Below are 25468 nucleotides of genomic sequence, written 5' to 3'. Positions count from 1 at the left end.
ACGGAATTCTCGGCCATTGGTACGCGAAAGGGACAGACGAAAAGAGCGGGATCTGTCCCTTTTTCATTAACGCATCAGCGCGTCGCAACGATAAACAACCGTGGGAACGGCAGCAGCACTGAACCATCGGCCAACGGCGGATAGGCCAGTTCGATTGCCGCTTGATACTGCTTGAGATACTGCGCCCGCTCCGCCGCATCCAGCGGATCGAGAAACGGCCGCAAACCGCTGCCCTTGAACCACTCGACCACACCAGACGCGCCGCCAGCCAGTGGATGATGGTAAGTCGTGCGCCACACATCGACACGGGAACAGTGGGCTCGCAGCATCGAGTAATAACCACTGGCGTCTGCCATCTCTGTCCGCTGCCCGGCGGCGCCCGCCAGTTTCCCAACCCATGGGCCATCGGCTGCAACTTCGCGCATCAAGCGATGCGAAGGTTCGTTGAGATTGTCCGGCATCTGGATCGCCAGGCTGCCACCCGGGGCCAGCTTGCTCGCCAGTGCAGGTAGCAACTTCGCGTGGTCGGGAACCCACTGCAACACCGCGTTAGCGAAAATCACGTCAAACGGGCCGTTTTCGTTCCAGGTATCAATATCAGCCGTATCGAATTGCACCTGCGGCAAGCGCTTGCGGGCGGCGTCGATCATATCGGTCGAACTGTCCAAGCCACGTACCGTGGCATTGGCGAAGCGCTCAACCAACAACTCGGTCGAATTACCGGGGCCGCAACCGATGTCGATTGCCGAGCGCGCGTCCACAGCAGGGATCGCGGCCAGCAGGTCACGCGCGGGGCGTGTGCGTTCATCTTCAAAGGCGACGTATTGTTTGGCGGACCAACTCATTGCGTTCTCCTGTCGGTGCGTTGTTGTAGCAAGAGGCGGAAAACCGGTTCGCTACGATACATCGACCGGTGCGCTCTGCCCTATCCGACCTATGGCGAAAGGTGTCAGGTAACCCAACCCCTCGTTGCGATACCCACGGGACCAAACGCACAAAGAGGATTTGAATGAGCATTTTTATCGCAAAATCTTCTGAAGTCATAACCAAATCGACCGTTCGTCGAACTAGAAGCCAAGCAATTTTGACAGCCTAAAATTCACACCTATAGTCCTATCGCGGCCCGTCGGAAGGAACCCGAACCCGTTAGTTTGCACGCAAGGAGCAAGGCCAGCTCATACCCGTGACAGGTGGGTTCCGCCCGTAGTGTGTTCGCAACGGCCGTAAGGCAAGCAAGCGTTGTTGTGCCTGGAAGATGCCAAGCATTCACTATGAACAAGGAGCTTTACTATGTCTCGAGTCACGGATGTACTTGTTTCAATCGACACTGAAACCATTCTGAAAAACTACCCGAACATCAGCAAAAACCCTGCCTCGCCGACGTTAATCGACGTCAATCATGTGTACATGGTGACCAATCAGAACAACGTGGTCAGCGGCCAGGCCGGTGGCGAACTTAACTTAAAAGCCCAGGTAGGCGACTTGATTCGCTGGCGTGAAACCAGTCTGTCGCAGAGTTTCGAGACTGCAGTGATTTTCTACAAGTTTGTTGGCAACGTCGGCAACGAGTTGATCTCCACACCCACGCCCCGCAAGGCTACAGCGTGCGTTGCCGTTCCCAACACCAGCAACCCGTCGGTTCCAAGCTGCCAGAAAGTTGATAACCATTACTGGTCTTCGGAAACACTTTCGTGCGGTAGCGTGACCTACCACTTCCATTTCCTGATCGTTGATCGCGACTGCAAGATCGTAGGCTGCTGCTCGTGGGATCCGTTCATTACCATCCGTAACTGACGATGACCAGGCCCCTTGGCGACGAGGGGTCTACCGAGTTCGTTGCCGCTTCGGCCGGGACGGGATGCCTTGCTTGAACCGATGCGGCTGCCGTCTTGAATCAACATCATGAAAGGAATCCATGATGACTTCCGAACCGATTGCCTCCCCCTCGGCGAGTATCGCGCCAGCCAATAATGTGCTGCTGATCGTCGATGCCGAATCACTGCTTTCACGTTATCCACAACCCAGTCTTGAGCCGCAAAACCCGACCGAGATTGAAGAAGGCTTCATCTTTGCCATCAGCGGCACAAAACCAACACAAAGTACAATTAATGACAGCTTAATGACGCTTACCGCCAATAACGGAAAAAACTTCCAAATCCGTGGCAGGACCGTCAGCTTGCTCGCCGAACACAGCGTGGTGTTCTACGAGATACATGTAGGTAATGCCGGGGTCCTTTCACCGCCTGAATTGGTGGTCCACACAGACCTGACAGTCCCCGCACCCGATCCCGAAAACCCAACCCAACCGGGCAGCCATACGGCCGATGATCATTATTGGCACTGCACGCAATTGGCGGCTGGGGTGGCGTCGTGCGAACTGAAATTCATGTTGATCAATAAAAGTTGCGAGGCATTGGGGTACTTCAGTTGGTCGGTGGACGTGAAGTTGGCGGAGTGAACAGAAATCCAAAAAACCGGCCTCATGGGCGCCTCATGGGTTGGTTTTTTTATTGAATATGGAAATGTAATTAGAATTTCCAACATGCCGTCGCTGTCTGAAAATCAGGCGCATCCCTATAAGGAACACGGCAATGAAATTCGCAAAAGTCGCTCAGAAACTTGCCCTGTGGGCGGGCAGCCCCAAGACGTTCATGGGGGCGATCATTCTGATTTTTCTGTGGGGTCTGAGTGGGCCGATTTTTCACTTCAACGACACCTGGCAACTGATCATCAATACGTCGACCACCATCATCACCTTCCTGATGGTGTTCCTGATCCAGAACACCCAGAACCGCGACACGGACATTTTGCACTTGAAAGTCGATGAGTTGCTGCGGGTGACGAAGGAGGCGCAGAACGCGATGCTGGGGCTTGAGGCATTGGACCTAAAGCAGCTGGAAGCGCTGAGAAAGCAGTATCGGAAACTTGGCGAGGGCGAAACGATTTCCCTGGACGGCACCGTCGTCCAGGAAAAAGGTAAGCAGGATTTGAATGAAAGCTGATTGGAGGATCGCGGGCGGCCCGAGGTCACCCGCGCAACCTGACAGCTATCGACTGGCTTGCAGCGCCTTGGCCATTTGCAGATGGTTCTGCAGTTTTGGCAACATTTCTTCGGCGAAGGCTTTGATTTCAGGCACGTCGGTGGTCTGCGCTTCCTGTTGAAGCTGTTCAATGGCTTCCTGGGTGGTTTTCACCTGGCTGGCCGCGTAGGCCTGGTCGAAGCTCGCGCCGTCCTTCACGTCCGGCATCAAGGCTTTGGCTTTATCAACGACCTCTTCGCGCGGGGCCACCGGTAAATCCAGTTGCTTGGCGATTTTCGCCAGATGCTGGTTGGCGGTGGTGCGGTCGTTGATAACGACGATGGTGTAGTCCTTGACCTCTTTGGATTCGGTTTTCTGATGCGCCAGGCGGCTGGCTTCGATATCGGCCATGCCTTTGGCCGATGCCTCGTTGATGAATTCGGCGGGGGACTGGGCAAAGGCACTGCTGGCACACAGGCCCAGTAACATAGCAAAACTGGCATTGCGTAATCGGGTGGCCATCCAGCTCATGGTCGCGCCCTCCTCGTAAAAAATTCAAACGGGAGCTTACGCTCCCGCCTCTCAATCAAAACTACCTTCACCGCTATTTCGATTTCTGACCACCTTTGCGGCCCATGTCGGGTTTCACAGGGTCTTTATCGACAGTCGTGGTGGTAGTTTTCCCACCTTTGCGACCGGTTTCAGACGCCTTCGTTCGATCGTTGGCGAAATTTCCCGAGTTCGAGTTTCTTGAATTAGGCATGATTCTCTACCTCTTGGTGATGATCGCGGCGAGCAGGAGCCCGCATAGAATCAGAATTTCGATCGCCGCAAAGGTTTAGAAAAGTTGAAATCGCCGCGACGAACGGTGGCAGATTTTTCAAGCCCCGAGGCGCTGGTGATGTTGGCGCTTGGCGGCGTACATGGCCTCATCGGCATGCCGGAACAACTGCTTTTCTTCAGTGCCATGGTCGGGGTATCGCGCAACTCCGATGCTCATCTGGATGATCAGACTGTGGCCGTCCAGACGCAGGGGTTGAGCCAGGACCTGTCGGATTTTTCCCGCCACGCTGTCGGCGTCTTCCGAGGCGCGGATGCTGTGCAACAACACCACGAACTCGTCACCGCCAATGCGCGCCACCGTGTCAGTTTCGCGCACGCAGCCTTTGAGCCGATTGGCGACCGCTTGCAGCAGCATGTCGCCGACCGCATGGCCGTGGGTGTCGTTGACTTCTTTGAAACGGTCGAGGTCGACATACAGCAATGCCATACGCCCGGAATCCGCCCGCGCCAGCGTCAGTGAGTCTTTAAGCCGGTCACGGAGTAACTCTCGGTTGGGCAGTTGAGTCAGTTGGTCGTACTGGGCCATGCGCTGCAGTCTGGCATGCAATTGCTTGCGCTCAATCGCTGTGGCGACCTGGGCGCAAACGTATTGCAGCAGCTCCTTGTCCTGTTCGGTGTAGCGCTCACCACCGGGCACGCTTTTAACGATCAGCGCACCGATGGTGCCGTTTTGTGAACTCAACGGCACACCCAGCCAGCAAGGCGAATGCTGGCCCGCGACCAGCGCCTCAAACCCTTCCGGCAAATTGTCCTGATCCGGGGTCAGCAGAATCGGCTGACCGCTGCGAATCACCTCGGCGCAGAGACGTCCGGTGATCGTTCCGGGCTGCTCAGGTTGCAGCTCCAGGTCGTCCACGTGATAAGGGAAATTCAGCTGTGCACAGTGTTCGTCATACAGCGCCACGGAGAAATTCAGCGCCGGCAGCCATTCTCCGATAATCAAATGGATGCGTTTGAACAGCGCCAGTAAATCTTCCGCCGCGTGGGCCGCTTCGGAAATCGCATACAACGCCGCTTGTCGGGATTCGGCCTGCTTGCGCTCAGTGATGTCGCGTGCCACGGCGATGCGCAGTTGGTCGACCTCCGACCAGCGCGCCGACCAGAGGATGTGCGCCACTCGGCCATCTTTACGCAGGTAGCGGTTTTCGAAATTGAGCTTTGGGTCGCCACCCATGATCTCCCGCGCGGCATCGAGGGTGCGCTGACGATCGGCGGGATGCACCAGGTCGATCATCGGCTGGCCGATCAGCTCTTCTGGGGTATAACCGAAAATACGCTCGCACGCCGCGCTGACAAATACGAAGCGACCTTGTTTGTCGACCGCACAGACGGCGTCCAGCAAGAGATCGATGAAGCTCGCCAACGGCGCGGAATTTCTGGTTGCCATAGTGCGGTGAGCGTGTCCGGCCAATGCAGCAATAAAGAACCCTCCCTGACCCATCAGTACAACTGACGCCTCCTTGCAATCAGCCTCACGCCTTGTTCGTCACCAGCCCCGGCAATGCATGCGCCAGGGCATTGATGGCGAATCCGATAAACATCACCCCACACAACCGGGTGATCAACAGCTCATGGCGCTGGTACAACATGCGCACCTGCCGCGCACCGACAATGCCAATGAGGATAGCGTAGGCCATGAGGCCACCGACGAAGCTCAGGACAATCAGCCACGGCAGCATCGACCAGTGCAGCAATTCGGCACGACTGGACAGCAGCGCCGTAAAAGTCGCTACCGCCACCGGGTAAGCCTTCGGATTGGTCAGGCCAAACAGAATGCCGTGCCAGAACGGCTGCCGCGCCGGGCCTTGAGGGGCTTCGACACTGCTGCGACGAGCGCGAACCGCACGCAGACCGAGCCAAAACAGGTACAGCCCGCTGAGTACTCCCAGCACATCGAACGCGGTACTGCCGATTTCCCGCGCACCGACAATCGCGATCAGCGCGGTGCTGCACCAGACCACATCCCCCAGCAAATGCCCGCAGAGAAACCCCGCCCCGGCCCTCCGGCCACGCGCCGCACCGATGCCGAACACCGCCAACACACCCGGCCCCGGCGTGATGCCGTAGATAAAGCCCGAGGCGAGAACAGCCATTAGCAGCGATGGGGTCATTGGAAGTCCTGTTGAGCCGGGGTGAATGCACGCAAGTCTATCTCAGGTCTCCGGGACCCGACTTACTGATCGTCGAAGAACTTCATTCCCGCATAGGGCCGCTGCCGACAGGCTGCCAGACGCGATTCGAGATTACCGACATGGGCTTCGAGCTTGTGACCGTCCGGATCGAGGAAATAGAACGATGCGCCTTCGCTCCGGTTATCACGCCATTCCTGGACGTCGGCGGATCGCAGGCGTTCGACGAGGAACGGAAAGTCTGTTGCGCTTATGTTGAAGGCGAAATGAGTGTAATCGACGGCAGGCTCAGGGCTGCGCAGAGGATCGAGGGAAAGGCACAGCCAAAGGCCCGGCAACGAGAGATAGGCGCCGGTGTCCCACGTAGCTTCAAGCTGAAGTTGCAGCAGATCGTGATAGAACGCCACGCTGCGGTTCAAGTTGGTGACGGCGAGGGTCAGGTGGTTGAGGCCTGTTAGCAATTTTATTTCCTCAAGGGTATTTTCTGAACCAACGGTATCTGGAGCGTAAAAGCAGTGGAAAAGCCTAAAACCAAAAGACACAGCGATGCGTTTCATACAACAGACATATCGCACAGACACTCAGCACGCCAGGCCTTGATGTTCGACGAAATCCAGCAAGCGCTGAGTGAAGCGGATAGCGGTGATTTCGCAAGCCTGAAATACCGCGTTTAAGTGGACACCGTTGCGTTGGGTGGCGCTGGATCACTTGGAGTTGGTGGCGCGGCAGATGACTTTATCGCGACGTATTGAAGATCAAAAGATCGCAGGCTGCGCCAGTTCCTACAGGGATGCGTGGTCGATGCAGAAACTGGCGTAGCCTGTGAAACCTTTAAAACTTGTCGAGCGTGCGCAGCTTCTGCGGCAACCCCCACAGCAGCAGCGCGACGGCGATCAGCGCAGCGACGCCGATGACATACAGTGCCGGCGTGGTGCTGCCCGTCAGGTCTTTGATCCGCCCCACCATCACCGGGCTGACGATGCCGCCGAACTGGCCGAGGGTGTTGATCACCGCGATCCCGCCAGCAGCCCCTGCGCCAGCACCGGCCAGCAGTTTTGGCGGCAGGGTCCAGAAGCTCGGGATGGAGGCGATGATCCCGGCACCGAGCAAGCCCAGCGCGGCAATCAGGAAGGTCGTGTGGTTAGCGAAGATCCCCGCACAGAAGAACCCTACCGCGCCCACCGCAACCAGACCTGCGACAAACTTGCGCCGCTCGCCAGTCGAGTCGGACAACCGCCCGATCACCACCATGCTGATCGCGCCGCAGATGTAAGGGATGGCGGTCAGCAAACCGATCATCACCGGGCTCTCTGTTCCGGCGCTGCGAATCAGTTGCGGGGCCCAGAAGTTCAAGCCGTAGGACGCCACCTGAATCAGGAAGTAGATCAGCCCGAGGGTCAGGAAACCCGGAATCCGCAGTGCGGCGAGCAACGAGCCACCGCTCTTGTGCGGTTCATGGTGCGCGATACGGCTGGCCAGCAGCGTCTTCTCTGACGGTGTCAGCCAGTGAGCGTCTTCGATGCGGTCCTTGAGCAACGTCAGCACCAGCAAGCCGAGGCCAATGCAAGGCACGCCGCCCAGCAGAAACAGCCAGTGCCAGCCGCGCATATCCATAAAACCGTCGAGATGCTGCAACACCAGCCCGGAGAACGGTGCGCCGACCAGGCCGGCAAACGCCGACGACAGAAACAACATCGAAGTGATGCGCCCGCGATAGTGCTGCGGGAACCACAGCGTCAGGTAATACAGCACGCCTGGGGCGAAACCTGCTTCCATCGCACCAATGACGAAGCGCAGCGCGTAGAACTGCCATTCGCTATTGACGAAGACCATGGCCGCGGTGGCGAGGCCCCAGGACATCATGATCCGGGCGATCCAGCGCCGGGCGCCGACCTTGTAGAGCATCATGTTGCTCGGCACTTCGAAGATCACGTAACCAACCACGAACAGCCCGGCGCCGAGGCCGTAAGCGGTGTCGCTCAGGCTCAGGTCTGTCTGCAATTGGAACTTGGCGAAGCTGATGTTGATGCGGTCGAAAAACGCGAACAGGTAGCAGACCATGATCAGCGGCATCAGTCGCCAGGCGACTTTGCTGACCAGGGCTTTTTCTTCGTCGTGGCTAACGGACGGGCTCGCGCCCGCCTCCAGTACATTAAGGCTCATGATGGTTCTCCAGGCGGACTGCCCGTGGGTGTCCGATTGTTTTTGTTGTCTGGTTGAGATGCTCGGGTATGAATGCTTTTACTGTGGGAGCGGGCTTGCTCGCGAATGCGGTCTGACATTCAGCATTGATGTCGACTGACACGCCGCCTTCGCGAGCAAGCCCGCTCCCACAGGGGATTCGGTTTGGTCAGGACGGGGTTGGATGCAGATCGCAATTGCGTCCGGCCTTGGCCAACTGACCGGGCACTTCGTGGCCCAGCAGTGCGGGTAATCCTCGCGACAGTTGCAGCAACAGCGGCAGATCGATGCCGGTGTGAATGCCGATCTCATCGCACAGGTTAACCAGGTCTTCGGTGCAGATATTGCCGGAGGCACCCGGCGCGAACGGGCATCCGCCGAGCCCGCCCAGTGCCGCGTCGAAGCGTCGGGCACCGGCCTCATAGGCGGCCAGTACGTTGCACAGACCGAGCCCGCGAGTGTTGTGGAAATGCAGGGTCAAGTCAGTGGGTGAAACTCGCTGCAAGACCCGCCGCACCAGACGATCAACCTGCCGCGGATTAGCCATGCCTGTGGTGTCGGCCAGGGTAATGCCCTGGATCCCGAGTTCCTGATAAGCCTCGACGATTTGCAGCACGCGATCCTCGTCGATCTTGCCTTCAAACGGACAGCCGAAGGTGGTGGCGATGCTGGCGTTGAGTCGTACCTTCGTTCCGCGAACGTATTGCACGATCTCGCCGAACGCGGCCAATGAGGCTTCGCAACGCATGCGCATGTTGGCCAGGTTGTGGGTCTGACTGGCGGACATCACCAGATTCAACTCGTCGGCCCCCGTCGCCAGCGCCCGTTGCGCGCCTTTGAGATTGGGGATCAACGCGACGTAGATCACCCCCGGTTGCCGGGCGATGCCCTTGAACACCAGCTCACCGTCGCGCAGCGCCGGAATCGCCTTGGGCGAAACGAACGAGCCAGCTTCGATGCGGCTGAAACCAGCCAGCGACAGCTGATCGATCAATGCAATCTTGTCGACGGTTTCGACCCAGGTCGGCTCGATCTGCAAGCCGTCGCGAGGGGAGACTTCCTGAACAATCAGGGTCTCGGAAAAATCAGTGATCATTGCACCACCCCTTGAGCTTTCAGCCGTTCGATGTCCGAACCGGTAAGGCCCAGTCCCGCGAGAATGCCGTCGGTGTGCTGGCCCAATGTAGGTCCGGACCAGTTCACGCCACCGGGAGTCTCGGACATTTTCGGCACAATGCCGGGCATCTTCACCGTGGCGCCGCCGGGCAGGTCGGCGTTGAGCAACATGTCCCGCGCCTGATAGTGCGGATCGGCGACGATGTCGGCGACTGAATAGATGCGCCCGGCCGGGACTTCGGCAGCGTCCAGTGCCAACAACACATCGTCGATCGGCAGGCTGCTGGTCCAGTGAGTGATCGCCGCGTCGAGCACGTTGCTCTTGGCGGCACGCCCGTCGTTATGGGCAAACTCCGGCGCATCGGCCAGATCACGGCGACCGATGACGTCCATCAAGCGTTTGTAGATCGGGTCGCTGTTGCCGGCGATCACCACGTAGGCGCCATCGGCCGTCAGATAGGTGTTGGACGGCGCGATGCCCGGCAAGGCCCCGCCGCTGCGCTCACGAACATGGCCGAGCATGTCGTATTCCGGCACCAGGCTTTCCATGACGTTGAACACACTTTCAGCCAGCGACACATCGACGACTTGCCCCCCGCCCTGCCCGGTTTTGACCCGCAACAGCGACATCAAGGCACCGATCACCGCGTGCAGCGAAGCCAGGGAATCACCGAGGCTGACGCCCACCCGGGCCGGTGGTGAACCGGGGGTGCCGGTGGTGTAGCGGATCCCGCCCATGGCCTCGCCGATGGCGCCGAACCCAGGACGATCGCGGTACGGGCCGGTCTGCCCATAACCGGAAATACGCACCAGCGTCAGGTTAGGATTGAGGGCGTGTAACACGTCCCAGCCCAGACCGAGTTTCTCCAGGGCGCCGGGGCGCAGGTTTTCGATCAGCACGTCGGCGCTGGTCGCCAGTTGCTTGACCAGTTCAATGCCTTCGGGGGATTTCAGATTCAGTGCCAGGGACTTCTTGTTTCGCGATTGCAGGTACCACCACAGCGACGTGCCCTCGTGCAGCTTGCGCCATTTGCGCAGCGGGTCGCCCTGACCCATGGCTTCGATCTTGATCACTTCGGCGCCGAACTCGGCGAGCATGCGCGCGGCGAACGGCGCGGCGATCAGCGTGCCGATCTCGATCACTTTGATTGCACTTAAGGGGGCAGTCATCGCGGGGTACCTCATGTTGTTCTTGGAATATGAGCCAAGGCTAGAGGACCACGGGGGCTGGAATCCAACCTTCAGTTGGCAACGAGCGTTCGCGAAACGCGAACGGTCTGGAAGATTACTGCGACCTCAGGTCAGCCTTCGCGAGCAAGTCGAATCGTCGCACCGCCGCTCCCACACTCGATCTATGTCACACCGAAGATCCACCGTGGGAGCGAGCTTGCTCGCGATGAGGCCAGTCCATCCAATCGAGAATGATCAGACCTGCCCGCGCAACTGCTCAAACAACATCCGGCTCACCGGCGACAGTGCCGCTTCATCGCGCACCACCAGTACCAACGCGCGATCCGACCAGTCATCCGTCAACGGCACCGCGTGCAAACCCAACGCACGGCCAAACAGTTCATAGGCCTTTTGCGGCAGGATGCCGATGCCCATGTTGGCCTGGACCATCCGGCACATGGCGTCGAAACCCGGTACATGAATCCGCAGCCGCAGCACTTTGCCGGCCTCTCGCGCGGCTGCGTGGGTACGCATATTGATCGAACTGGCGGAATGCAGACCGACGTAATCGCTGCCCAGCGTATCGGCGAAGGCCAGGCTGGAACGACTCGCCAACAGATGATCGGGCAGCATCAACACCATCAGTTTGTCCTGTCGATAAAGCACGCTGTGCAGACCCTTGACGTCGCTGTCACTGGAGCAGATCCCAAGGTCGGCCACGCCATCGAGCACACCCTGAATCACCCCGCTGCTGGGGCGTTCTTCGAGGTCGGTCTTGACCTGAGGATGACGCTCGGAAAAGTCCCGCAGGTCTTCGGGCAGAAACTGAATGATCGCCGACAGGTTGGCGAGCATCCGCACATAGCCGCGGATACCGTGGCTGTGTTCGCCCAGTTCGAGCCCCATTTTCTCGACGTTGAACAGCATCTGCCGAGCATGGTGCAACAAGGTTTCACCGGCCGGCGTCAGGGTCATGCCCTTGGCCTGGCGCACGAACAGACTGATGCCCAGCGCTTCTTCCAACTCCATCAGCCGCTTGCTGGCCGCCGACACGGCGATGGCTTCACGCGCGGCGGCACGGGTCAGCGTGCCCTCCTCATGAACGGCGACAAACAGCTGGAGAGTGATCAGGTCGAGGCGGCGGATCAGGCTTTTTTGCAGCATGGAGGGCTCGATGACTTCTGTTCGACTGAGTCGGCAGGATAGCCCGGTTTCCACGCGATTCGGCAAAGCAATTAGCCCACAGCATCACGAGGCATCGCCCTACGCATAAATCTCTTGTAACACTCAGCCATACCGGAAACAGCCGATTCAAAGCCTCTGCCCCGCTCTGTAAAGTCTGGAAACACACACGAACTGCAACAACCCCATGGATCGTTTCACTCAAGGAAAGTCATCTTCACATGGACCAGACAGCACACGCGGCAAACCGCTACACCAACTACCGCAAAGTCATTGCGTTGGCCGATCACGATTGGGAGAGCGCTGAAGCCGGGAAAATTTCGGGGCTTAACGTCGAAATCAAAAGTGCCAACCGAATGCTCGATCAGCACGGGCGCGCGTTTCATCATTTCTGCACGACGTCGTACCTGGGCCTGGATCACCATCCCGATATTCTCGACGGCGCCATGAATACCCTGTGGGAAACCGGCACCCTTCGCGTCGCCAACTCAAAGAACCGCTGCAAGCTGGCAATTCTGGAACAGTACGAAACCGAACTGTCCGAGTTGTTCGGCGCCAGTTGCCTGAGCACCTTGTCGTGCAGTGCGGCGAGTGCCGGAATCCTGCCGTTGCTGGCCAGCGGCGTGTTCACGGAAAACCGCCCTCCCGTGATGGTCTTCGACCGGTTGGCGCATTACTCGATGAATCACCTCAAAGCCGCCTGCGCCGATGAAACCACGGTCGTGACCTGCCCTCATAACGACATGGATTTTCTCGAGAAGCAGTGCCAGCAGCACCGCACCGTCGCGTATGTCGCAGACGGCGCCTACAGCATGGGCGGGGTCGCAGACCTGGACAGTCTTTTGTATCTGAAGGACCGCTATGGGTTGTTTCTCTACCTGGACGATTCCCACGCGCTGTCCGCCGTCGGGACAATGGGCGCTGGCCTCGTGCGCCCCAGGTTGCACGCACTGGAGGATGACTGCCTGATCGTCGCCTCGTTGGCCAAGTCGTTTGGCGCCAGCGGTGGTCTGGTAATGCTGGGCAATGAACGGCAGAAGAAGCTCATTGCCCGTTACGGCGGCCCCAGCAATTGGTCGCAAAGCCTGAACAGTGCAGCCATTGGCGCGGGCAGAGCGTCCATCCTGCTTCATCGCACACCGGAATTTGCCGCGTTGCAGGAAAAACTTCAGGTTAATATCCGGCTGTTCGACAGCCTCATACGCACCGATCAACACAACAGCAACATGGCCATTCGACTGGTCAACTGTGGCGAAGCAGCGTTGGCCAACAACATCGCCATGGAACTGGCCAATCACGGCTTCTTCACCTCGGCCGTGTTTTTTCCGGTGGTCGCACAAGGCAAGGCGGCCATCAGAATCACCCTGCGCGCCGACATGGAGCCGACGCTGATCCGCCACTTTTGTGAACTCATTACCGAGCTTTTACGCACTCAAGGCCGGGACATCGGCTGTTGAACTGAAATCAGGGAAGATTCAATGAAGAGCAGCACCACCCTCCTCGTCACCTGCTGCACGGTTTTTCTCGCCCAATTAGGCATGAGCATTTACCTGCCGGCGCTGCCGGACATGGCCCGTGATCTGTCCGCCGACGCCTCGCAGGTGTCCTGGGGGCTGGCGGTGTATCTGATCGGCATGGCGTTGCCGATGTTGTTCTGGGGCAGCCTGGGCCAGCGCATCGGCCGAAAACCGGTTCTGCTCGCCGCGCTGGGCATCTACGGGCTGGGCAATCTGGCCTTGCCCCTGAGCCAGACACTTGAATCGTTCCTGGCGTTTCGACTGGTTCAGGGCATTGGCGCCAGCGGCATTTCGGTCATGGCCCGGGTGCTGATCCGCGACAGTTTCCGCGGCGACCTGTTGGCCAAGGCGTTTTCCTGGATTTCGATTTCCTTTGTGGTGGCGCTGGGAATCGGTCAATACCTGGGGTCGATCATCCAGGTGGCGCTGGGCTGGCCAGCGATTTTCTACCTGTTGGGTGCTGTGAGTCTGATGATGGGGCTGGTCGTGGCTCGGGTTACGTTCCCGGTGCTAGCCGAGGAGAATGCCCCGTCATCCGCCTGGCCGAGTTACTGGCGCATTTTGCGTCATCGAGCCTTTCTGTTACCGGCCCTCACCGGCGGCCTTGGGTACGGGGTGATTGTCGCGTTCAACACCGCAGCGCCGCTGATTCTGCAAGGACCGTTCAACTGGTCGGCCGTGGAATACGGGTTGTTGGGCTGGCCGATCAGCGCGGCGTATTTTCTGGGGGCTTTGGCGGTCAATAGCTTTGTACTTCGCACCGGTCAACGCGGGTTGATGACGGCGGGCGTAGGGCTGGTGCTGGTCGGCAGCGCGGTGATGTTGCTGGGGAGTTTCGCGGGTACTTCAGTGGCGCTGCTGTTCTGGTTGCCCTATTGCGTTGCGGTGTTCGGCCAGTCTTTGACTTATCCGATCAGCCTGTCCCTGGCCAATGACGGTTCGCCGGTCGGCGGTGCGTATGCGATGGCGTTGAGCGGTTTCATTCATCAACTGATGGCTGCCGTAATCGGCGGGATCGCCAGTTTGATCGCGAGCCCGCAAGCATGGCCGCTTTCACTGCTGTGTACCTTGCTGGCGTTGGGCGCGATGCTCTGCGTGATGCTCGCGCCCGGTCGTAAAACTTCCTAAAAGGCGCTGCGGAAAATCTCCTCGATCTGACGCTGATCCGCTACGCGAGGGTTGGTCAGGCCACACGCATCTTTCAAGGCATTGGTGGCGAGGATCGGGATGTCGTTGAGCTTGGCGCCGAGCTCACGCAAACCGGCGGGAATTTCCACGTCTTTGGACAGACTGCGGATCGCCACGATGGCCGCCTGGGCGCCCGCTTCCGGGGTGAAACCGTGAACATCGGCGCCCATCGCAAGGGCGACATCGGTGAGGCGATCGGCGCAAACCAGCGCGTTGAAGCTTTGTACGTGAGGCAGCAGGATCGCGTTGCACACACCATGCGGCAAGTCGTAGAACCCGCCCAACTGGTGAGCCATGGCGTGGACATAACCCAGGGATGCGTTATTGAACGCCATGCCGGCGAGGAACTGCGCGTACGCCATGTTTTCCCGCGCGGCCATGTCACTGCCGTCGCGGACGGCCAGGCGCAGGTTGTTGCTGATCAACGTGATCGCCTTCAGTGCGCAGGCATCGGTGATCGGATTGGCCGCCGTGGAAACGTAGGCTTCGATGGCGTGGGTCAGTGCGTCCATGCCAGTGGCAGCCGTCAGGCCCTTGGGCATGGCGACCATCAACGCCGGGTCGTTGACCGACAGCATCGGCGTGACATTGCGATCGACAATGGCCATTTTTACGTGACGGGATTCGTCGGTGATGATGCAGAAACGGGTCATCTCGCTGGCGGTGCCGGCGGTGGTGTTGATGGCGATCAGCGGCAGTTGCGGCTGGGTGGATTGATCGACGCCTTCGTAATCGCGTATTTGCCCGCCGTTGGTCGCGCATAACGCGATGCCTTTGGCGCAGTCATGGGGCGAACCGCCGCCCAGGGACACCACGAAGTCACAGCGGGTTTCTTTCAGCAGCCCCAGACCGCTCTCGACGTTGGCGATGCTCGGGTTAGGCTTGGCGCCGTCGAAAATCACCGAATCGATGTCCTGCATCGCCAGTTTCTCGGCAATCATCTTCGCTACACCCGCCTTGGCCAGCCCGGTGTCGGTGACGATCAGCGCCTTGCGAAAACCGTACTTGCGAATGGCGTCCATGGCTTCGTCGAGGCAACCGATGCCCATGATGTTCACGGAGGGGATGAAAAACGTGCTGCTCATGAGCGAGTCTCCTGGCTGAGGCCAAATCGGCAGCGCCGATCCAGCGGGTACCCACAGGATCGACCTATCGGTCACGCAGTAACTTGATCTGGCTCAAGTCTTGGTCGTGATAAAGTCGCCGCCCATCAAGACCTTTTGCTTTGAGACTTTGACCGCAATGACCGATTTCCAGGATGTTGATGCCCAACTTGAAGACTGGAACGCCTTGCGCGCCACCGCCTCGTTCAGCGGCCTGCTGGTAGGCAACGGCGCCAGTCGCGCCGTGTGGGACGACTTCGGCTACGACTCGCTGTTCGAAAACGCCCGCACCGTCGAAGAAAAACCCCTGAGCCAGTCCGAGCTGAGCGTGTTCGACGCGATGCAGACGCGCAGCTTCGAGCAGGTGCTCAGTGCGCTGAAAACCACCAGTCGGGTCAACAAGGCCCTGGCTGTGAGTTCCGCCGCACCACGCAATCGTTACTACGCGATCAAGGAAGCGCTGATCAACACCGTGCACGCGGTGCACATCCCGTGGCGGCTGGTGGTGCCTTCGACGCTGGCGACGATCAATCAGGAACTGGGCTGCTACCGGACCGTGTTCACCACCAACTACGACCTGCTCAATTCCTGGGCGCTCCAGCACCAGCCTGATGCGATCAGCGACCTGTTTCAGGGGGCAGAGCCGAGCTTCGATCTGAGCGCCACGGCGACCGATAAAACCCGCCTGCTTTACCTGCATGGCGGGTTGCATCTGGTGCGGAATCAGGACGGCACGGCGCGCAAACTGATGTCGACCGAGGGCACGTTGCTCGGCAGTTTCGCGATCAACAACACGATCAAGACCCTCGACGACGTGCCGCTGTTCGTCAATGAAGGTCCGGCGCAGGACAAGCTCAAGACCATTCGCAGCTCGGACTATCTGTCATTCTGCTACGACCAGTTACTTGGCCATGGCGACGGGTTGTGCCTGTTCGGTCATGCATTGGGTGAGCAGGACAGCCACATCATTCACGCCTTGCGCCAGGCGAAACCGCAGGTGGTGGCGATCTCGATTTATCCTCGCAGCAAGGCGTTCATTCAGCACCAGAAGCGGCACTACGCGAAGGTTTTTGAAGGAACCGGGAGTGAGTTGCGGTTTTTTGATTCGAAGACGCATGCGTTGGGCAGCCCGAAGCTCACAGTCCCGGTTGAGGTTTAGCGGCGACGCCGCTGACGCCTTCGCGAGCAGGTTCGCTTGTATGGTAGGACTTGAAGGGAGGATTTAGAGCACCGGCAAGGTCTTGTCCTTGATCACCGTGGTCGGCCCGTTGGCCTTCACGCTGGCGATGCCTTTATCCATCGCGGCAGCGGAGGTGTAAGCCTCGCTGCTACCGATGATCTCGTGGTTACCGGCCTTGAGGTTGAAGTAAGGATGGCCATCCTTGGTGGTTTTCTTCTCGTAGCGTTCATCCTTCGGGCTGTTGCTCTGAACCGACGCGATGCCTTTGTCAGCGGCAGCGCGGGTGGTGTACAGCTCGCTGGTCAGAATGGTTTCCGCGTTGGCGGCCTTCAGTACAAATTTGAACTGACCATTGCTGCTTTTGCTCACTTCATACCATCCAGACATGCTGTTTCTCCTTGGCAATTGAGAGGTTTCGCGCTTCAGAGTAAAGACCACCTCAACCGCAAGATCAAAAGATCGCAGGCTTCGCCAGCTCCTACATGGGATCGCGTACCTCTGTAGGAGCTGGCGAAGCCTGCGATCTTTTGATGTTCAGGCCGACCGCACCACGCTCATCTGTGGAGGAGCAATCCGTCGCTGACTCAGGTACCGCGTACAACTGACCCGCAAAAACGAGGCGAAATTCACCACCTCGCCGCGGTAGTCCATCACCTCTTCATACAACTTGGCGATCAACTGGTTGGTGGTCATGCCGTCGGCCTCGGCGATTTCGCTGAGGATGTCCCAGAACTGATTCTCCAGCCGCAGGGTGGTGACCACCCCGCAGATGCGCAGCGAGCGGGAGCGCGATTCGTAGAGAATCGGATCGGCTTTGACGTAGAGCTCGCACATGGAAAGGTCCCTCGTTACAGCGTGATTTTGGTGCCCAGCAACCCGAGGAAACCGGCGAGCCAGCTCGGGTGCGCCGGCCAGGCTGGCGCAGTAGCCAGATTGCCTTGTACGTGACCTTCCGTCACCGGGATATCGATGAACGTACCGCCGGCCTGGCGCACTTCCGGGGCACAGGCCGGGTAGGCGCTGCACTCGCGACCTTCAAGAATGCCCGCGGCCGCCAGCAATTGAGCACCGTGACACACAGCGGCGATCGGTTTGCCGGCATTGTCGAACGCGCGCACCAGTTCCAGGACTTTTTCGTTCAGGCGCAGGTACTCCGGCGCACGACCGCCCGGCACCAGCAGGGCGTCGTAGTCCTCGGACTTGACCTTGGCGAAGTCGAAGTTCAGGGCAAACAGGTGACCGGGTTTTTCGCTGTAGGTCTGGTCGCCTTCGAAGTCATGGATGGCCGTGCGCACGGTCTGACCGGCGGTTTTGTCCGGGCAAACGGCGTGCACCGTGTGGCCAACCATCAGCAGCGCCTGAAACGGCACCATCACTTCGTAGTCTTCGACGTAATCGCCGACCAGCATCAGAATTTTTTTAGCCGCCATGGGGAGGACTCCTCTGGGAAATACGTGGGCCTGCAGGAGTATTCAAGGTAGTCCTTATCCAGCGAGTCGGGTAATAACCAGCTACTACGACAACCTATAGTTGATGGTTGTACGCGGTCAGTGTAGGAGCTGGCGAAGCCTGCGATCTTTAAGCGATTTCGAAGATTGTTGAAGATCAAGTTCAAAAGATCGCAGCCTTCGGCAGCTCCTACGTTGCGAGCATTACTCGCAACTGTACGGATAACTCTGCACCTAGCTGTAACAGAGCAACGCCTCCGGTTTATGGCTAGATGAAGACTCTTCCCGCCACCCTCGATTCTGGTTGCCATCATGTCCTCGCGCGAAAACACCGGCATGGCCCTCGGCCTGCTCGGCGTTGTGATCTTCAGCCTCACCCTGCCCTTCACACGGATCGTCGTGCAGGAACTGCATCCGCTGCTCAACGGCCTGGGTCGTGCGCTGTTCGCGGCGGTTCCGGCGGCGTTGCTGTTGCTGTGGCGCCGGGAGAAGTGGCCGACGTGGAAACAGGTCAAAGGCCTGACCCTGGTGATTGCCGGGGTGATCCTCGGCTTCCCGGTGTTGTCGGCCTGGGCCATGCAAACCTTGCCGGCGTCCCACGGCGCACTGGTCAACGGCCTGCAACCGCTGTGCGTGGCGCTGTACGCCGCGTGGTTGTCCCACGAACGACCGTCGAAAGCCTTCTGGGCCTGCGCTGCGCTGGGCAGCGCGCTGGTGCTGGGTTATGCGCTGATCAGCGGGGCCGGCAGCATTCAGGCCGGTGATTTGCTGATGCTCGGCGCGATTGCCGTGGGCGGTTTGGGATACGCCGAGGGCGGCCGATTGGCCAAGGAGATGGGCGGTTGGCAGGTGATCTGCTGGGCGTTGGTGTTGTCGACGCCGTTGCTGATCGGGCCGGTGGTGTACCTGGCGCTGCAACATCAGGGCGAGATTTCGGCCAAGACCTGGTGGGCCTTCGGTTACGTCTCGCTGTTTTCGCAATTCATCGGTTTCTTTGCCTGGTACGCCGGGCTGGCGATGGGCGGCATCGCCCGGGTCAGTCAGATCCAATTGCTACAGATCTTCTTCACCATCGCCTTTTCGGCACTGTTCTTCGGCGAACACATTGAGCCGATCACCTGGCTGTTTGCCGCCGGGGTGATCGTGACCGTGATGTTGGGACGCAAGACCGCCGTGAAGCCAGCACGAGTGGCTACAGCCTGAAAATAAAATCAAAAGATCGCAGCCTTCGGCAGCTCCTACAGGGCGTACGCCGTCCAAATGTAGGAGCTGCCGAAGGCTGCGATCTTTTGCCGTTAACCCAAATAACCGTCGGAACGCAGCAGGGTTTCCAGGCAATGTTCGCTGATGTGGTAGAAATCCTTCAGTTCCTGAATCTTCACCAACAGCTGGGCCGGATCAACCGGCTCGGCACGTTTGACCGCCAGGATCATCTTGTTCTTGTTGGTGTGGTCCAGTGAGATGAACTCGAACACCTTGGTCTCGTAACCGCAGGCTTCCAGGAACAACGCGCGCAAACTGTCGGTGACCATTTCCGCTTGCTGGCCCAAATGCAGACCGTATTGCAGCATCGGCTTGAGCAGCGCCGGGCTCTGGATTTGCAGGCGGATCTGCTTGTGGCAGCACGGCGAGCACATGATGATCGAGGCGCCGGAACGAATGCCGGTGTGAATCGCATAGTCGGTGGCGATGTCGCAGGCATGCAGCGCGATCATCACGTCCAACTCGCTCGGCGCGACGCTGCGCACATCACCGCACTTGAACACCAGCCCCGGATGCTCGAGCTTTGCGGCCGCGGCATTGCACAAATCCACCATCTCTTCGCGCAACTCGACGCCGGTCACCACGCCTTCGGCCTTCAGGGTGTTACGCAGGTAGTCATGGATCGCGAACGTCAGGTAACCCTTGCCCGAGCCGAAGTCCGCCACCTGAACCGGTTTGTCCAACGCCAGTGGTGAGGTGGTCAGCGCGTGGCTGAAGACTTCGATGAACTTGTTGATCTGCTTCCACTTGCGCGACATCGCCGGGATCAGCTCGTGCTTGCTGTTCGTCACACCAAGGTCGGCCAGGAACGGCCGGCTCAGGTCGAGAAAGCGGTTCTTCTCGCGGTTATGCTCGGCGGATGGCACTTCACGCAATTGCTGAGGTTTGCTCTTGAACAGCGACGACTTGCCCTTTTTGCTGTATTCGAGCTGAGCTTCATCCGTCAGCGACAGCAAATGCGCATTTTTGAACGATGCCGGCAAGAGTGCGGCGATGGTCGCTAAGCCCTCGGCAATCGGCAAATTCTTGGTGATGTCGCGCGTCTTGTAGCGGTAGACGAAGGACAGGCAGGGCTGATCCTTGACCGTCAGCTGCTTGATGATCAGCCGCTGCAAGTCCGCTTCAGTGCCGACGTACTTGGCCAGCACCAGTTTGATGAAGGCGTTCTGGTCAAGGCTGGATTGCAGCAGGTCGATGAACTGGGCGTGGTGATCCGGCACGAGGCTGGCGGGAGTGGCGGTGACAGACATGGAAAAAACGGCCTCGGGCGGTGCGGATCGGGGAATGGCGGGTATTTTAGGGGGGATGTGGATGCAGGGCACGGGTAATTTCCCGAACGGTGCGATCTGTAGCAGCTGGCGCAGCCTGCGTTCGGCTGCGCAGCAGTCGCAAAATCGGTATGCATGGTTTGCCTGATTGACCGCAGCGCCTGAATTCACGACTGCTTCGCAGCCGAACGCAGGCTGCGCCAGCTGCTACAAAGTACGAGTCGTTGCCGAGGGCTTTTAGCCCAACACCACCAACCGATTCGGCAACTCATTCCTCACATGCGTCACTGGCACATGCACCTTGAGCAACTCGCCGCACGCCTCCACACACGTCACAAACCCCTGCAAGGTCTGCCCCTGCTTCACTTGCTCAGTAAACGCCGCAACAATTCCATCCCAGTTCTTGTTGTCCAGCCGTTTGGAAATCCCTTCATCCACCAGGATTTCCACATAGCGCTCGGCTTCGCAGACAAAGATCAGCATGCCGGTGCTGCCCACCGTGTGGTGCAGGTTTTGCTCCAGAAACTGCCGGCGCGCCAGGTTCGAGGCGCGCCAATGACGCACCGAGCGCGGAATCAGTTGCGTGGTGACTTTCGGAATGCGGAACACCAGGCACAGCACGATGAACGTAATCCATTGCACCAGCAACAAACTGTGCAGGGTCAGCCAGCCCGTGAGGTAATGCACGATACCCGGCACCACCAGCGCCAGCAGGCTGGCCCAGAGCAGCGGGATGTACGCGTAGTCGTCGGCGCGGGCCGCGAGCACGGTCACCAGTTCGGCGTCGGTGTCGCGCTCGACCCGGGCTATCGCCTCGGCAACTTTGCGTTGTTCGTGTTCGGTCAGTAATGCCATGTTTAAGAATGCCCACTCGCTATTGTTGTGTGATCACCAGCCGCCCGAGGAACCACCGCCCCCGAAACTGCCCCCGCCACCGCTGAAGCCCCCGCCTCCACCGCCGCCACCAAACCCTCCACCGCCGAACCCGCCGCTCGAACCGCCTCGACCACCGCCGCCGCTAGGCAGGATCCCGAGCATCTGGCAGACAAACATCGTCAGGATGAACAGCATCACCAGAAACACGAAGATCCCCGGATGCCGTGAGACGAAGTCGCTTTCCTGATTGCCGCCGGAGTCATACACCGTGGAAGGCTCATCCAGCGGATTGCCGCCCAATACCACGAGCATAGCCGCGACCCCGTCGCTGATGCCCTTGCTGAAGTTACCGGTCTTGAACGCCGGGGTGATCACCTGATTGATGATCACCGAGCTTTGCGCATCGGTCAGCCGATCTTCCAGGCCATAACCGACTTCAATCCGCAGCTTGCGATCGTCACGCGCAACGATCAGCAGCGCGCCAGTGTTCTTGTCCTTCTGGCCGATGCCCCAGTAGCGCCCCAGTTGATAACCGAAGTCCGCAATGTCGGTGCCCTGTAAATCCGGCAACGTGACCACCACCAGCTGCTCGCCGGTGGCTTTTTCATGGGCCTGAAGCTGTTGCGTCAGCTGCTCACGCACCGCAGGCTCGATCATCTGGGCGTTATCGACCACCCGCCCGGTCAGTTCCGGAAACTTCAACTCGGCCTGGGCCGTCAGGGCAAACACCCACAGCAACAGCACCAGGCCAACTTTCAACACGCGCATCGGCAACCTCATCCGTGGTGACGCTACAAACCCATCTCGATACTTACTTGAACTTCACTTCTGGCGCTTTTTGCGCATCGGGGCTGGTGGCCTCGAAGGTTTCGCGGATCGGCAAATCGCTGTACATCACGGTGTGCCACAGGCGACCAGGGAACGTACGGATTTCCGTGTTGTATTTCTGCACGGCGAGGATGAAGTCCCGACGCGCCACGGCAATGCGGTTCTCGGTGCCTTCAAGTTGCGATTGCAGGGCCAGGAAATTCTGGTTGGCCTTGAGGTCCGGGTAACGCTCGGACACCACCATCAAACGGCTCAAGGCACCGGTCAGCTGATCCTGGGCCTGCTGGAACTGTTTGAGTTTTTCCGGGTTATCGAGGGTCTTGGCATCGACCTGGATCGAAGTGGCCTTGGCCCGGGCTTCAATCACGGCGGTCAGGGTTTCTTCTTCGTGCTTGGCGTAGCCCTTGACGGTTTCCACCAGGTTGGGAATCAGGTCGGCGCGGCGCTGGTACTGGTTCTGCACCTGGCCCCAGGCGGCCTTGGCCTGTTCGTCGAGGGTCGGGATCGTGTTGATGCCGCAGCCGGCCAGCAGCGTGGTCAGCAACATCAAGGCTGCAACCTGCAGGCTCGACCGATAGTGGTGTCGTACATTCATCTGGTTGATGCTCCCTTGCACATTCCGTTGAAAAACAACCTACGAACTTTGAAACCGGCTCTTGGGGCATAATCTGCCGCCGCCACTGGATTGCATCGAGCCAATGGGCTAAAAGATGCCCCAGCGCGAAAACACGCAGAAGTGTGCTGCATTTACCTGAACAACAATAGTCGCTCCCTAAATTTTGGCTGACCGGCGCGTATTCACTGCCGTTTAGGCTTTTGAGAAAACTATTCATGAAGAAGCTGTGTTTGCTGGGCCTGTTCGTCAGCCTGGCCAGTCATACCGTATTGGCCGCCACGACGCCCGCACTTCTGGAAAATAAGGACGCGTTCGTCAGCAACCTGATGAAGCAGATGACCCTCGATGAAAAAATCGGCCAGCTGCGTCTGATCAGCATCGGCCCGGAAATGCCTCGGGAGCTGATCCGCAAGGAAATCGCAGCCGGCAACATCGGTGGCACGTTCAACTCGATTACCCGCCCGGAAAACCGTCCGATGCAGGACGCGGCCATGCGCAGCCGGTTGAAGATCCCGATGTTCTTCGCCTATGACGTGATCCACGGCCACCGCACCATTTTCCCGATCCCGATAGCCCTGGCCTCGAGTTGGGACATGGACGCCATCGGCCTGTCCGGGCGCATCGCCGCCAAGGAAGCCGCGGCGGACAGCCTCGACATCACCTTCGCGCCGATGGTCGACATCTCCCGCGACCCGCGCTGGGGCCGGACTTCCGAAGGCTTCGGTGAAGACACTTACCTGGTTTCGCGCATCGCCGGCGTCATGGTCAAAGCCTTCCAGGGCACGGGCGCGAACGCGGCCGACAGCATCATGGCCAGCGTCAAGCACTTTGCCCTGTACGGCGCGGTCGAGGGCGGTCGCGACTACAACGTCGTCGACATGAGCCCGGTCAAGATGTTCCAGGACTACCTGCCACCATACCGCGCCGCCATCGACGCCGGTGCTGGCGGGGTGATGGTTGCGCTGAACTCGATCAACGGCGTGCCAGCCACCGCCAACACCTGGCTGATGAACGACCTGTTGCGCAAGCAATGGGGCTTCAAGGGCCTGGCCGTCAGCGACCACGGGGCGATTTTCGAGCTGATCAAACACGGCGTTGCCCGTGACGGTCGCGAAGCCGCGAAGCTGGCGATCAAGGCCGGCATCGACATGAGCATGAACGACACCCTCTACGGCAAAGAGCTGCCGGGGCTGTTGAAGGCGGGTGAGATCCAGCAAAGCGACATCGACAACGCCGTGCGTGAAGTGCTCGCCGCCAAGTACGACATGGGCCTGTTCAAAGACCCGTACCTGCGCATCGGCAAGGCTGAGGATGATCCGGCCGACACTTACGCCGAAAGCCGTCTGCACCGCACCGAGGCCCGTGATGTCGCGCGCCGCAGCATGGTGTTGCTGAAGAACCAGGGCGAAACCCTGCCGCTGAAGAAAACCGCGAAAATCGCCCTGGTCGGCCCGCTGGCCAAGGCACCGATCGACATGATGGGCAGCTGGGCCGCCGCCGGAAAACCGGCGCAATCGGTGACCCTGTTCGACGGCATGACCACTGCACTGGGCGCGCAATCGACGCTGATCTACGCTCGCGGCGCCAACATCACTAGCGACAAGAAGGTGCTGGATTACCTGAACTTCCTCAATTTCGACGCACCGGAAGTGGTGGACGATCCGCGCTCGGCCCAAGTGCTGATCGACGAAGCCGTGAAAGCCGCCAAGGATGCCGATGTGGTGGTGGCAGCAGTGGGCGAGTCCCGTGGCATGTCCCACGAATCGTCGAGCCGCACCGACCTGAACATCCCGGCTAACCAGCGCGATTTGATCAAAGCCCTGAAGGCCACCGGCAAACCGCTGGTGCTGGTGCTGATGAACGGTCGTCCGCTGTCGATTCTCGAAGAGAAGGAACAGGCTGACGCGATTCTGGAGACCTGGTTCAGCGGCACCGAAGGCGGCAACGCCATCGCCGACGTGCTGTTCGGCGACTACAACCCGTCGGGCAAATTGCCGATCACCTTCCCGCGTTCGGTGGGTCAGATTCCGACCTACTACAACCACCTGAGCATTGGCCGGCCGTTCACGCCGGGCAAACCGGGCAACTACACCTCGCAGTATTTCGATGACACCACAGGTCCTCTGTTCCCGTTCGGCTTCGGCCTGAGCTACACCGATTTCAGCCTGAGCGACATGGCGCTGTCGTCGACCACGCTGAACAAAACCGGCAAACTCGACGCCAGCGTCATGGTGAAAAACACCGGCAAGCGTGACGGCGAAACCGTGGTGCAGTTGTACATCCAGGACGTGACCGGCTCGATGATCCGACCGATCAAGGAACTGAAGAACTTCCAGAAAATCACGCTGAAGGCCGGTGAACAGAAAGTCGTGCACTTCACCATCACCGAGGATGACTTGAAGTTCTTCAACACCCAGCTCAAGTTCGCTGCCGAGCCGGGCAAGTTCAACGTGGAGATCGGCCTGGATTCACAGGACGTGACGCAGCAGAGCTTCGAATTGCTGTAACCCTTAAAGCAAAAGATCGCAGCCTGCGGCAGC

Annotated in this window: 26 protein-coding genes and 1 pseudogene; 8 read left to right on the top strand and 19 right to left on the bottom strand. The window is 59.2% G+C overall.

What is annotated here, in order from left to right; genetic code table 11:
• Positions 1-74 precede the first annotated feature (74 nt).
• On the bottom strand, positions 75-845 hold the full coding sequence (gene tam, locus E3W21_RS06665; RefSeq protein WP_134418854.1) for a trans-aconitate 2-methyltransferase: 771 nt from the start codon (positions 843-845) through the stop codon (positions 75-77).
• Positions 846-1290: 445 nt separating this feature from the next.
• On the opposite strand from tam, the gene E3W21_RS06660 reads away from it, so the two are divergent.
• From E3W21_RS06660 to E3W21_RS06650, 3 genes are all read left to right on the top strand, one after another.
• On the top strand, positions 1291-1794 hold the full coding sequence (locus E3W21_RS06660) for an inclusion body family protein (protein WP_033061388.1): 504 nt from the start codon (positions 1291-1293) through the stop codon (positions 1792-1794).
• Between the two features lie 124 nt (positions 1795-1918).
• Complete coding sequence (locus tag E3W21_RS06655; protein WP_129441889.1) at positions 1919-2458, top strand: AidA/PixA family protein; 540 nt, start codon at positions 1919-1921, stop codon at positions 2456-2458.
• A 133-nt stretch (positions 2459-2591) separates the two neighbouring features.
• Positions 2592-3002, top strand: a complete 411-nt coding sequence (locus tag E3W21_RS06650) for a low affinity iron permease family protein (protein WP_134418853.1) — start codon at positions 2592-2594, stop codon at positions 3000-3002.
• Between the two features lie 45 nt (positions 3003-3047).
• On the opposite strand, the gene E3W21_RS06645 is transcribed toward E3W21_RS06650, so the two are convergent.
• The 10 genes and pseudogenes from E3W21_RS06645 to E3W21_RS06600 all read right to left on the bottom strand — a co-directional run bounded on the left by E3W21_RS06645 (position 3048) and on the right by E3W21_RS06600 (position 11623).
• Positions 3048-3551: a DUF4142 domain-containing protein gene (locus tag E3W21_RS06645; protein ID WP_134418852.1), complete on the bottom strand. Its 504-nt coding sequence runs from the start codon at positions 3549-3551 to the stop codon at positions 3048-3050.
• 73 nt (positions 3552-3624) lie between these two features.
• Positions 3625-3783, bottom strand: coding sequence for a KGG domain-containing protein (locus E3W21_RS06640; protein WP_129441885.1), 159 nt, complete (start codon positions 3781-3783; stop codon positions 3625-3627).
• Positions 3784-3900: 117 nt separating this feature from the next.
• Positions 3901-5250, bottom strand: coding sequence for a GGDEF domain-containing protein (locus tag E3W21_RS06635; protein WP_134418851.1), 1350 nt, complete (start codon positions 5248-5250; stop codon positions 3901-3903).
• A gap of 85 nt (positions 5251-5335) precedes the next feature.
• Positions 5336-5974 (bottom strand): LysE family translocator, encoded by a 639-nt coding sequence (locus tag E3W21_RS06630; RefSeq protein ID WP_129441883.1) that lies wholly within the window; start codon positions 5972-5974, stop codon positions 5336-5338.
• Positions 5975-6036: 62 nt separating this feature from the next.
• Complete coding sequence (gene fos / locus E3W21_RS06625) at positions 6037-6453, bottom strand: fosfomycin resistance glutathione transferase (RefSeq protein WP_134418893.1); 417 nt, start codon at positions 6451-6453, stop codon at positions 6037-6039.
• 370 nt (positions 6454-6823) lie between these two features.
• Entirely contained in the window at positions 6824-8155 is a 1332-nt protein-coding gene (locus E3W21_RS06620; RefSeq protein ID WP_134418850.1) for an MFS transporter, read from the bottom strand.
• 81 nt (positions 8156-8236) lie between these two features.
• A pseudogene (locus E3W21_RS31715) lies at positions 8237-8365 on the bottom strand (DUF4381 domain-containing protein); the annotation flags it as partial.
• On the bottom strand, positions 8343-9269 hold the full coding sequence (locus tag E3W21_RS06610) for a hydroxymethylglutaryl-CoA lyase (protein WP_134418849.1): 927 nt from the start codon (positions 9267-9269) through the stop codon (positions 8343-8345). The pseudogene E3W21_RS31715 and the gene E3W21_RS06610, both read right to left, overlap by 23 nt.
• A complete protein-coding gene (locus tag E3W21_RS06605) occupies positions 9266-10459 on the bottom strand; it encodes a CaiB/BaiF CoA-transferase family protein (RefSeq protein WP_134418848.1) in 1194 nt (397 codons plus the stop codon). Before E3W21_RS06605 ends, E3W21_RS06610 begins: the two co-directional genes overlap by 4 nt.
• A 255-nt stretch (positions 10460-10714) precedes the next feature.
• On the bottom strand, positions 10715-11623 hold the full coding sequence (locus tag E3W21_RS06600) for a LysR family transcriptional regulator (protein WP_134418847.1): 909 nt from the start codon (positions 11621-11623) through the stop codon (positions 10715-10717).
• Positions 11624-11862: 239 nt separating this feature from the next.
• Here E3W21_RS06600 and E3W21_RS06595 point away from each other — a divergent pair, with 239 nt between their 5' ends.
• Together E3W21_RS06595 and E3W21_RS06590 are read left to right on the top strand one after the other, a co-directional pair.
• Complete coding sequence (locus E3W21_RS06595) at positions 11863-13098, top strand: aminotransferase class I/II-fold pyridoxal phosphate-dependent enzyme (RefSeq protein WP_134418846.1); 1236 nt, start codon at positions 11863-11865, stop codon at positions 13096-13098.
• 21 nt (positions 13099-13119) lie between these two features.
• Positions 13120-14286 (top strand): multidrug effflux MFS transporter, encoded by a 1167-nt coding sequence (locus tag E3W21_RS06590; RefSeq protein WP_134418845.1) that lies wholly within the window; start codon positions 13120-13122, stop codon positions 14284-14286.
• Here the strand turns inward: E3W21_RS06590 and yiaY are convergent.
• Complete coding sequence (gene yiaY / locus E3W21_RS06585; protein ID WP_134418844.1) at positions 14283-15431, bottom strand: L-threonine dehydrogenase; 1149 nt, start codon at positions 15429-15431, stop codon at positions 14283-14285. The genes E3W21_RS06590 and yiaY overlap by 4 nt on opposite strands.
• Positions 15432-15588: 157 nt before the next feature.
• Here yiaY and E3W21_RS06580 point away from each other — a divergent pair, with 157 nt between their 5' ends.
• The gene (locus E3W21_RS06580; protein ID WP_134418843.1) at positions 15589-16608 is read left to right on the top strand and encodes a DUF4917 family protein; all 1020 of its coding nucleotides are present in this window, start codon (positions 15589-15591) and stop codon (positions 16606-16608) included.
• Positions 16609-16671: 63 nt separating this feature from the next.
• Here E3W21_RS06580 and E3W21_RS06575 read toward each other — a convergent pair whose 3' ends face one another.
• The 3 genes from E3W21_RS06575 to E3W21_RS06565 form a co-directional block, all read right to left on the bottom strand.
• On the bottom strand, positions 16672-17016 hold the full coding sequence (locus tag E3W21_RS06575) for a YegP family protein (RefSeq protein ID WP_134418842.1): 345 nt from the start codon (positions 17014-17016) through the stop codon (positions 16672-16674).
• 147 nt (positions 17017-17163) lie between these two features.
• Complete coding sequence (locus tag E3W21_RS06570) at positions 17164-17463, bottom strand: ribbon-helix-helix domain-containing protein (protein WP_134418841.1); 300 nt, start codon at positions 17461-17463, stop codon at positions 17164-17166.
• 14 nt (positions 17464-17477) lie between these two features.
• Complete coding sequence (locus E3W21_RS06565) at positions 17478-18059, bottom strand: DJ-1/PfpI family protein (protein ID WP_129441869.1); 582 nt, start codon at positions 18057-18059, stop codon at positions 17478-17480.
• Between the two features lie 330 nt (positions 18060-18389).
• Here E3W21_RS06565 and E3W21_RS06560 point away from each other — a divergent pair, with 330 nt between their 5' ends.
• A complete protein-coding gene (locus E3W21_RS06560) occupies positions 18390-19280 on the top strand; it encodes a DMT family transporter (RefSeq protein ID WP_046029420.1) in 891 nt (296 codons plus the stop codon).
• A gap of 92 nt (positions 19281-19372) precedes the next feature.
• Here E3W21_RS06560 and E3W21_RS06555 read toward each other — a convergent pair whose 3' ends face one another.
• From E3W21_RS06555 to E3W21_RS06540, 4 genes are all read right to left on the bottom strand, one after another.
• Positions 19373-20590 (bottom strand): SAM-dependent methyltransferase, encoded by a 1218-nt coding sequence (locus E3W21_RS06555; protein ID WP_134418840.1) that lies wholly within the window; start codon positions 20588-20590, stop codon positions 19373-19375.
• Positions 20591-20845: 255 nt separating this feature from the next.
• Positions 20846-21463, bottom strand: coding sequence for a TPM domain-containing protein (locus E3W21_RS06550; protein WP_134418839.1), 618 nt, complete (start codon positions 21461-21463; stop codon positions 20846-20848).
• Positions 21464-21496: 33 nt separating this feature from the next.
• A complete protein-coding gene (locus E3W21_RS32125; protein WP_134418838.1) occupies positions 21497-22252 on the bottom strand; it encodes a YgcG family protein in 756 nt (251 codons plus the stop codon).
• A gap of 43 nt (positions 22253-22295) precedes the next feature.
• Positions 22296-22907, bottom strand: coding sequence for a LemA family protein (locus E3W21_RS06540; RefSeq protein ID WP_134418837.1), 612 nt, complete (start codon positions 22905-22907; stop codon positions 22296-22298).
• Between the two features lie 236 nt (positions 22908-23143).
• On the opposite strand from E3W21_RS06540, the gene bglX reads away from it, so the two are divergent.
• The gene (bglX, locus tag E3W21_RS06535) at positions 23144-25435 is read left to right on the top strand and encodes a beta-glucosidase BglX (protein ID WP_134418836.1); all 2292 of its coding nucleotides are present in this window, start codon (positions 23144-23146) and stop codon (positions 25433-25435) included.
• Positions 25436-25468 lie beyond the last annotated feature (33 nt).

The sequence above is a fragment of the Pseudomonas sp. F01002 genome, assembly GCF_004402115.1.
Taxonomy (GTDB): Bacteria; Pseudomonadota; Gammaproteobacteria; order Pseudomonadales; family Pseudomonadaceae; genus Aquipseudomonas; species Aquipseudomonas frigoris.
The sequence above is the reverse complement of the archived record's forward strand: the minus strand, read 5'-3'. Positions and strand labels throughout refer to the sequence as shown.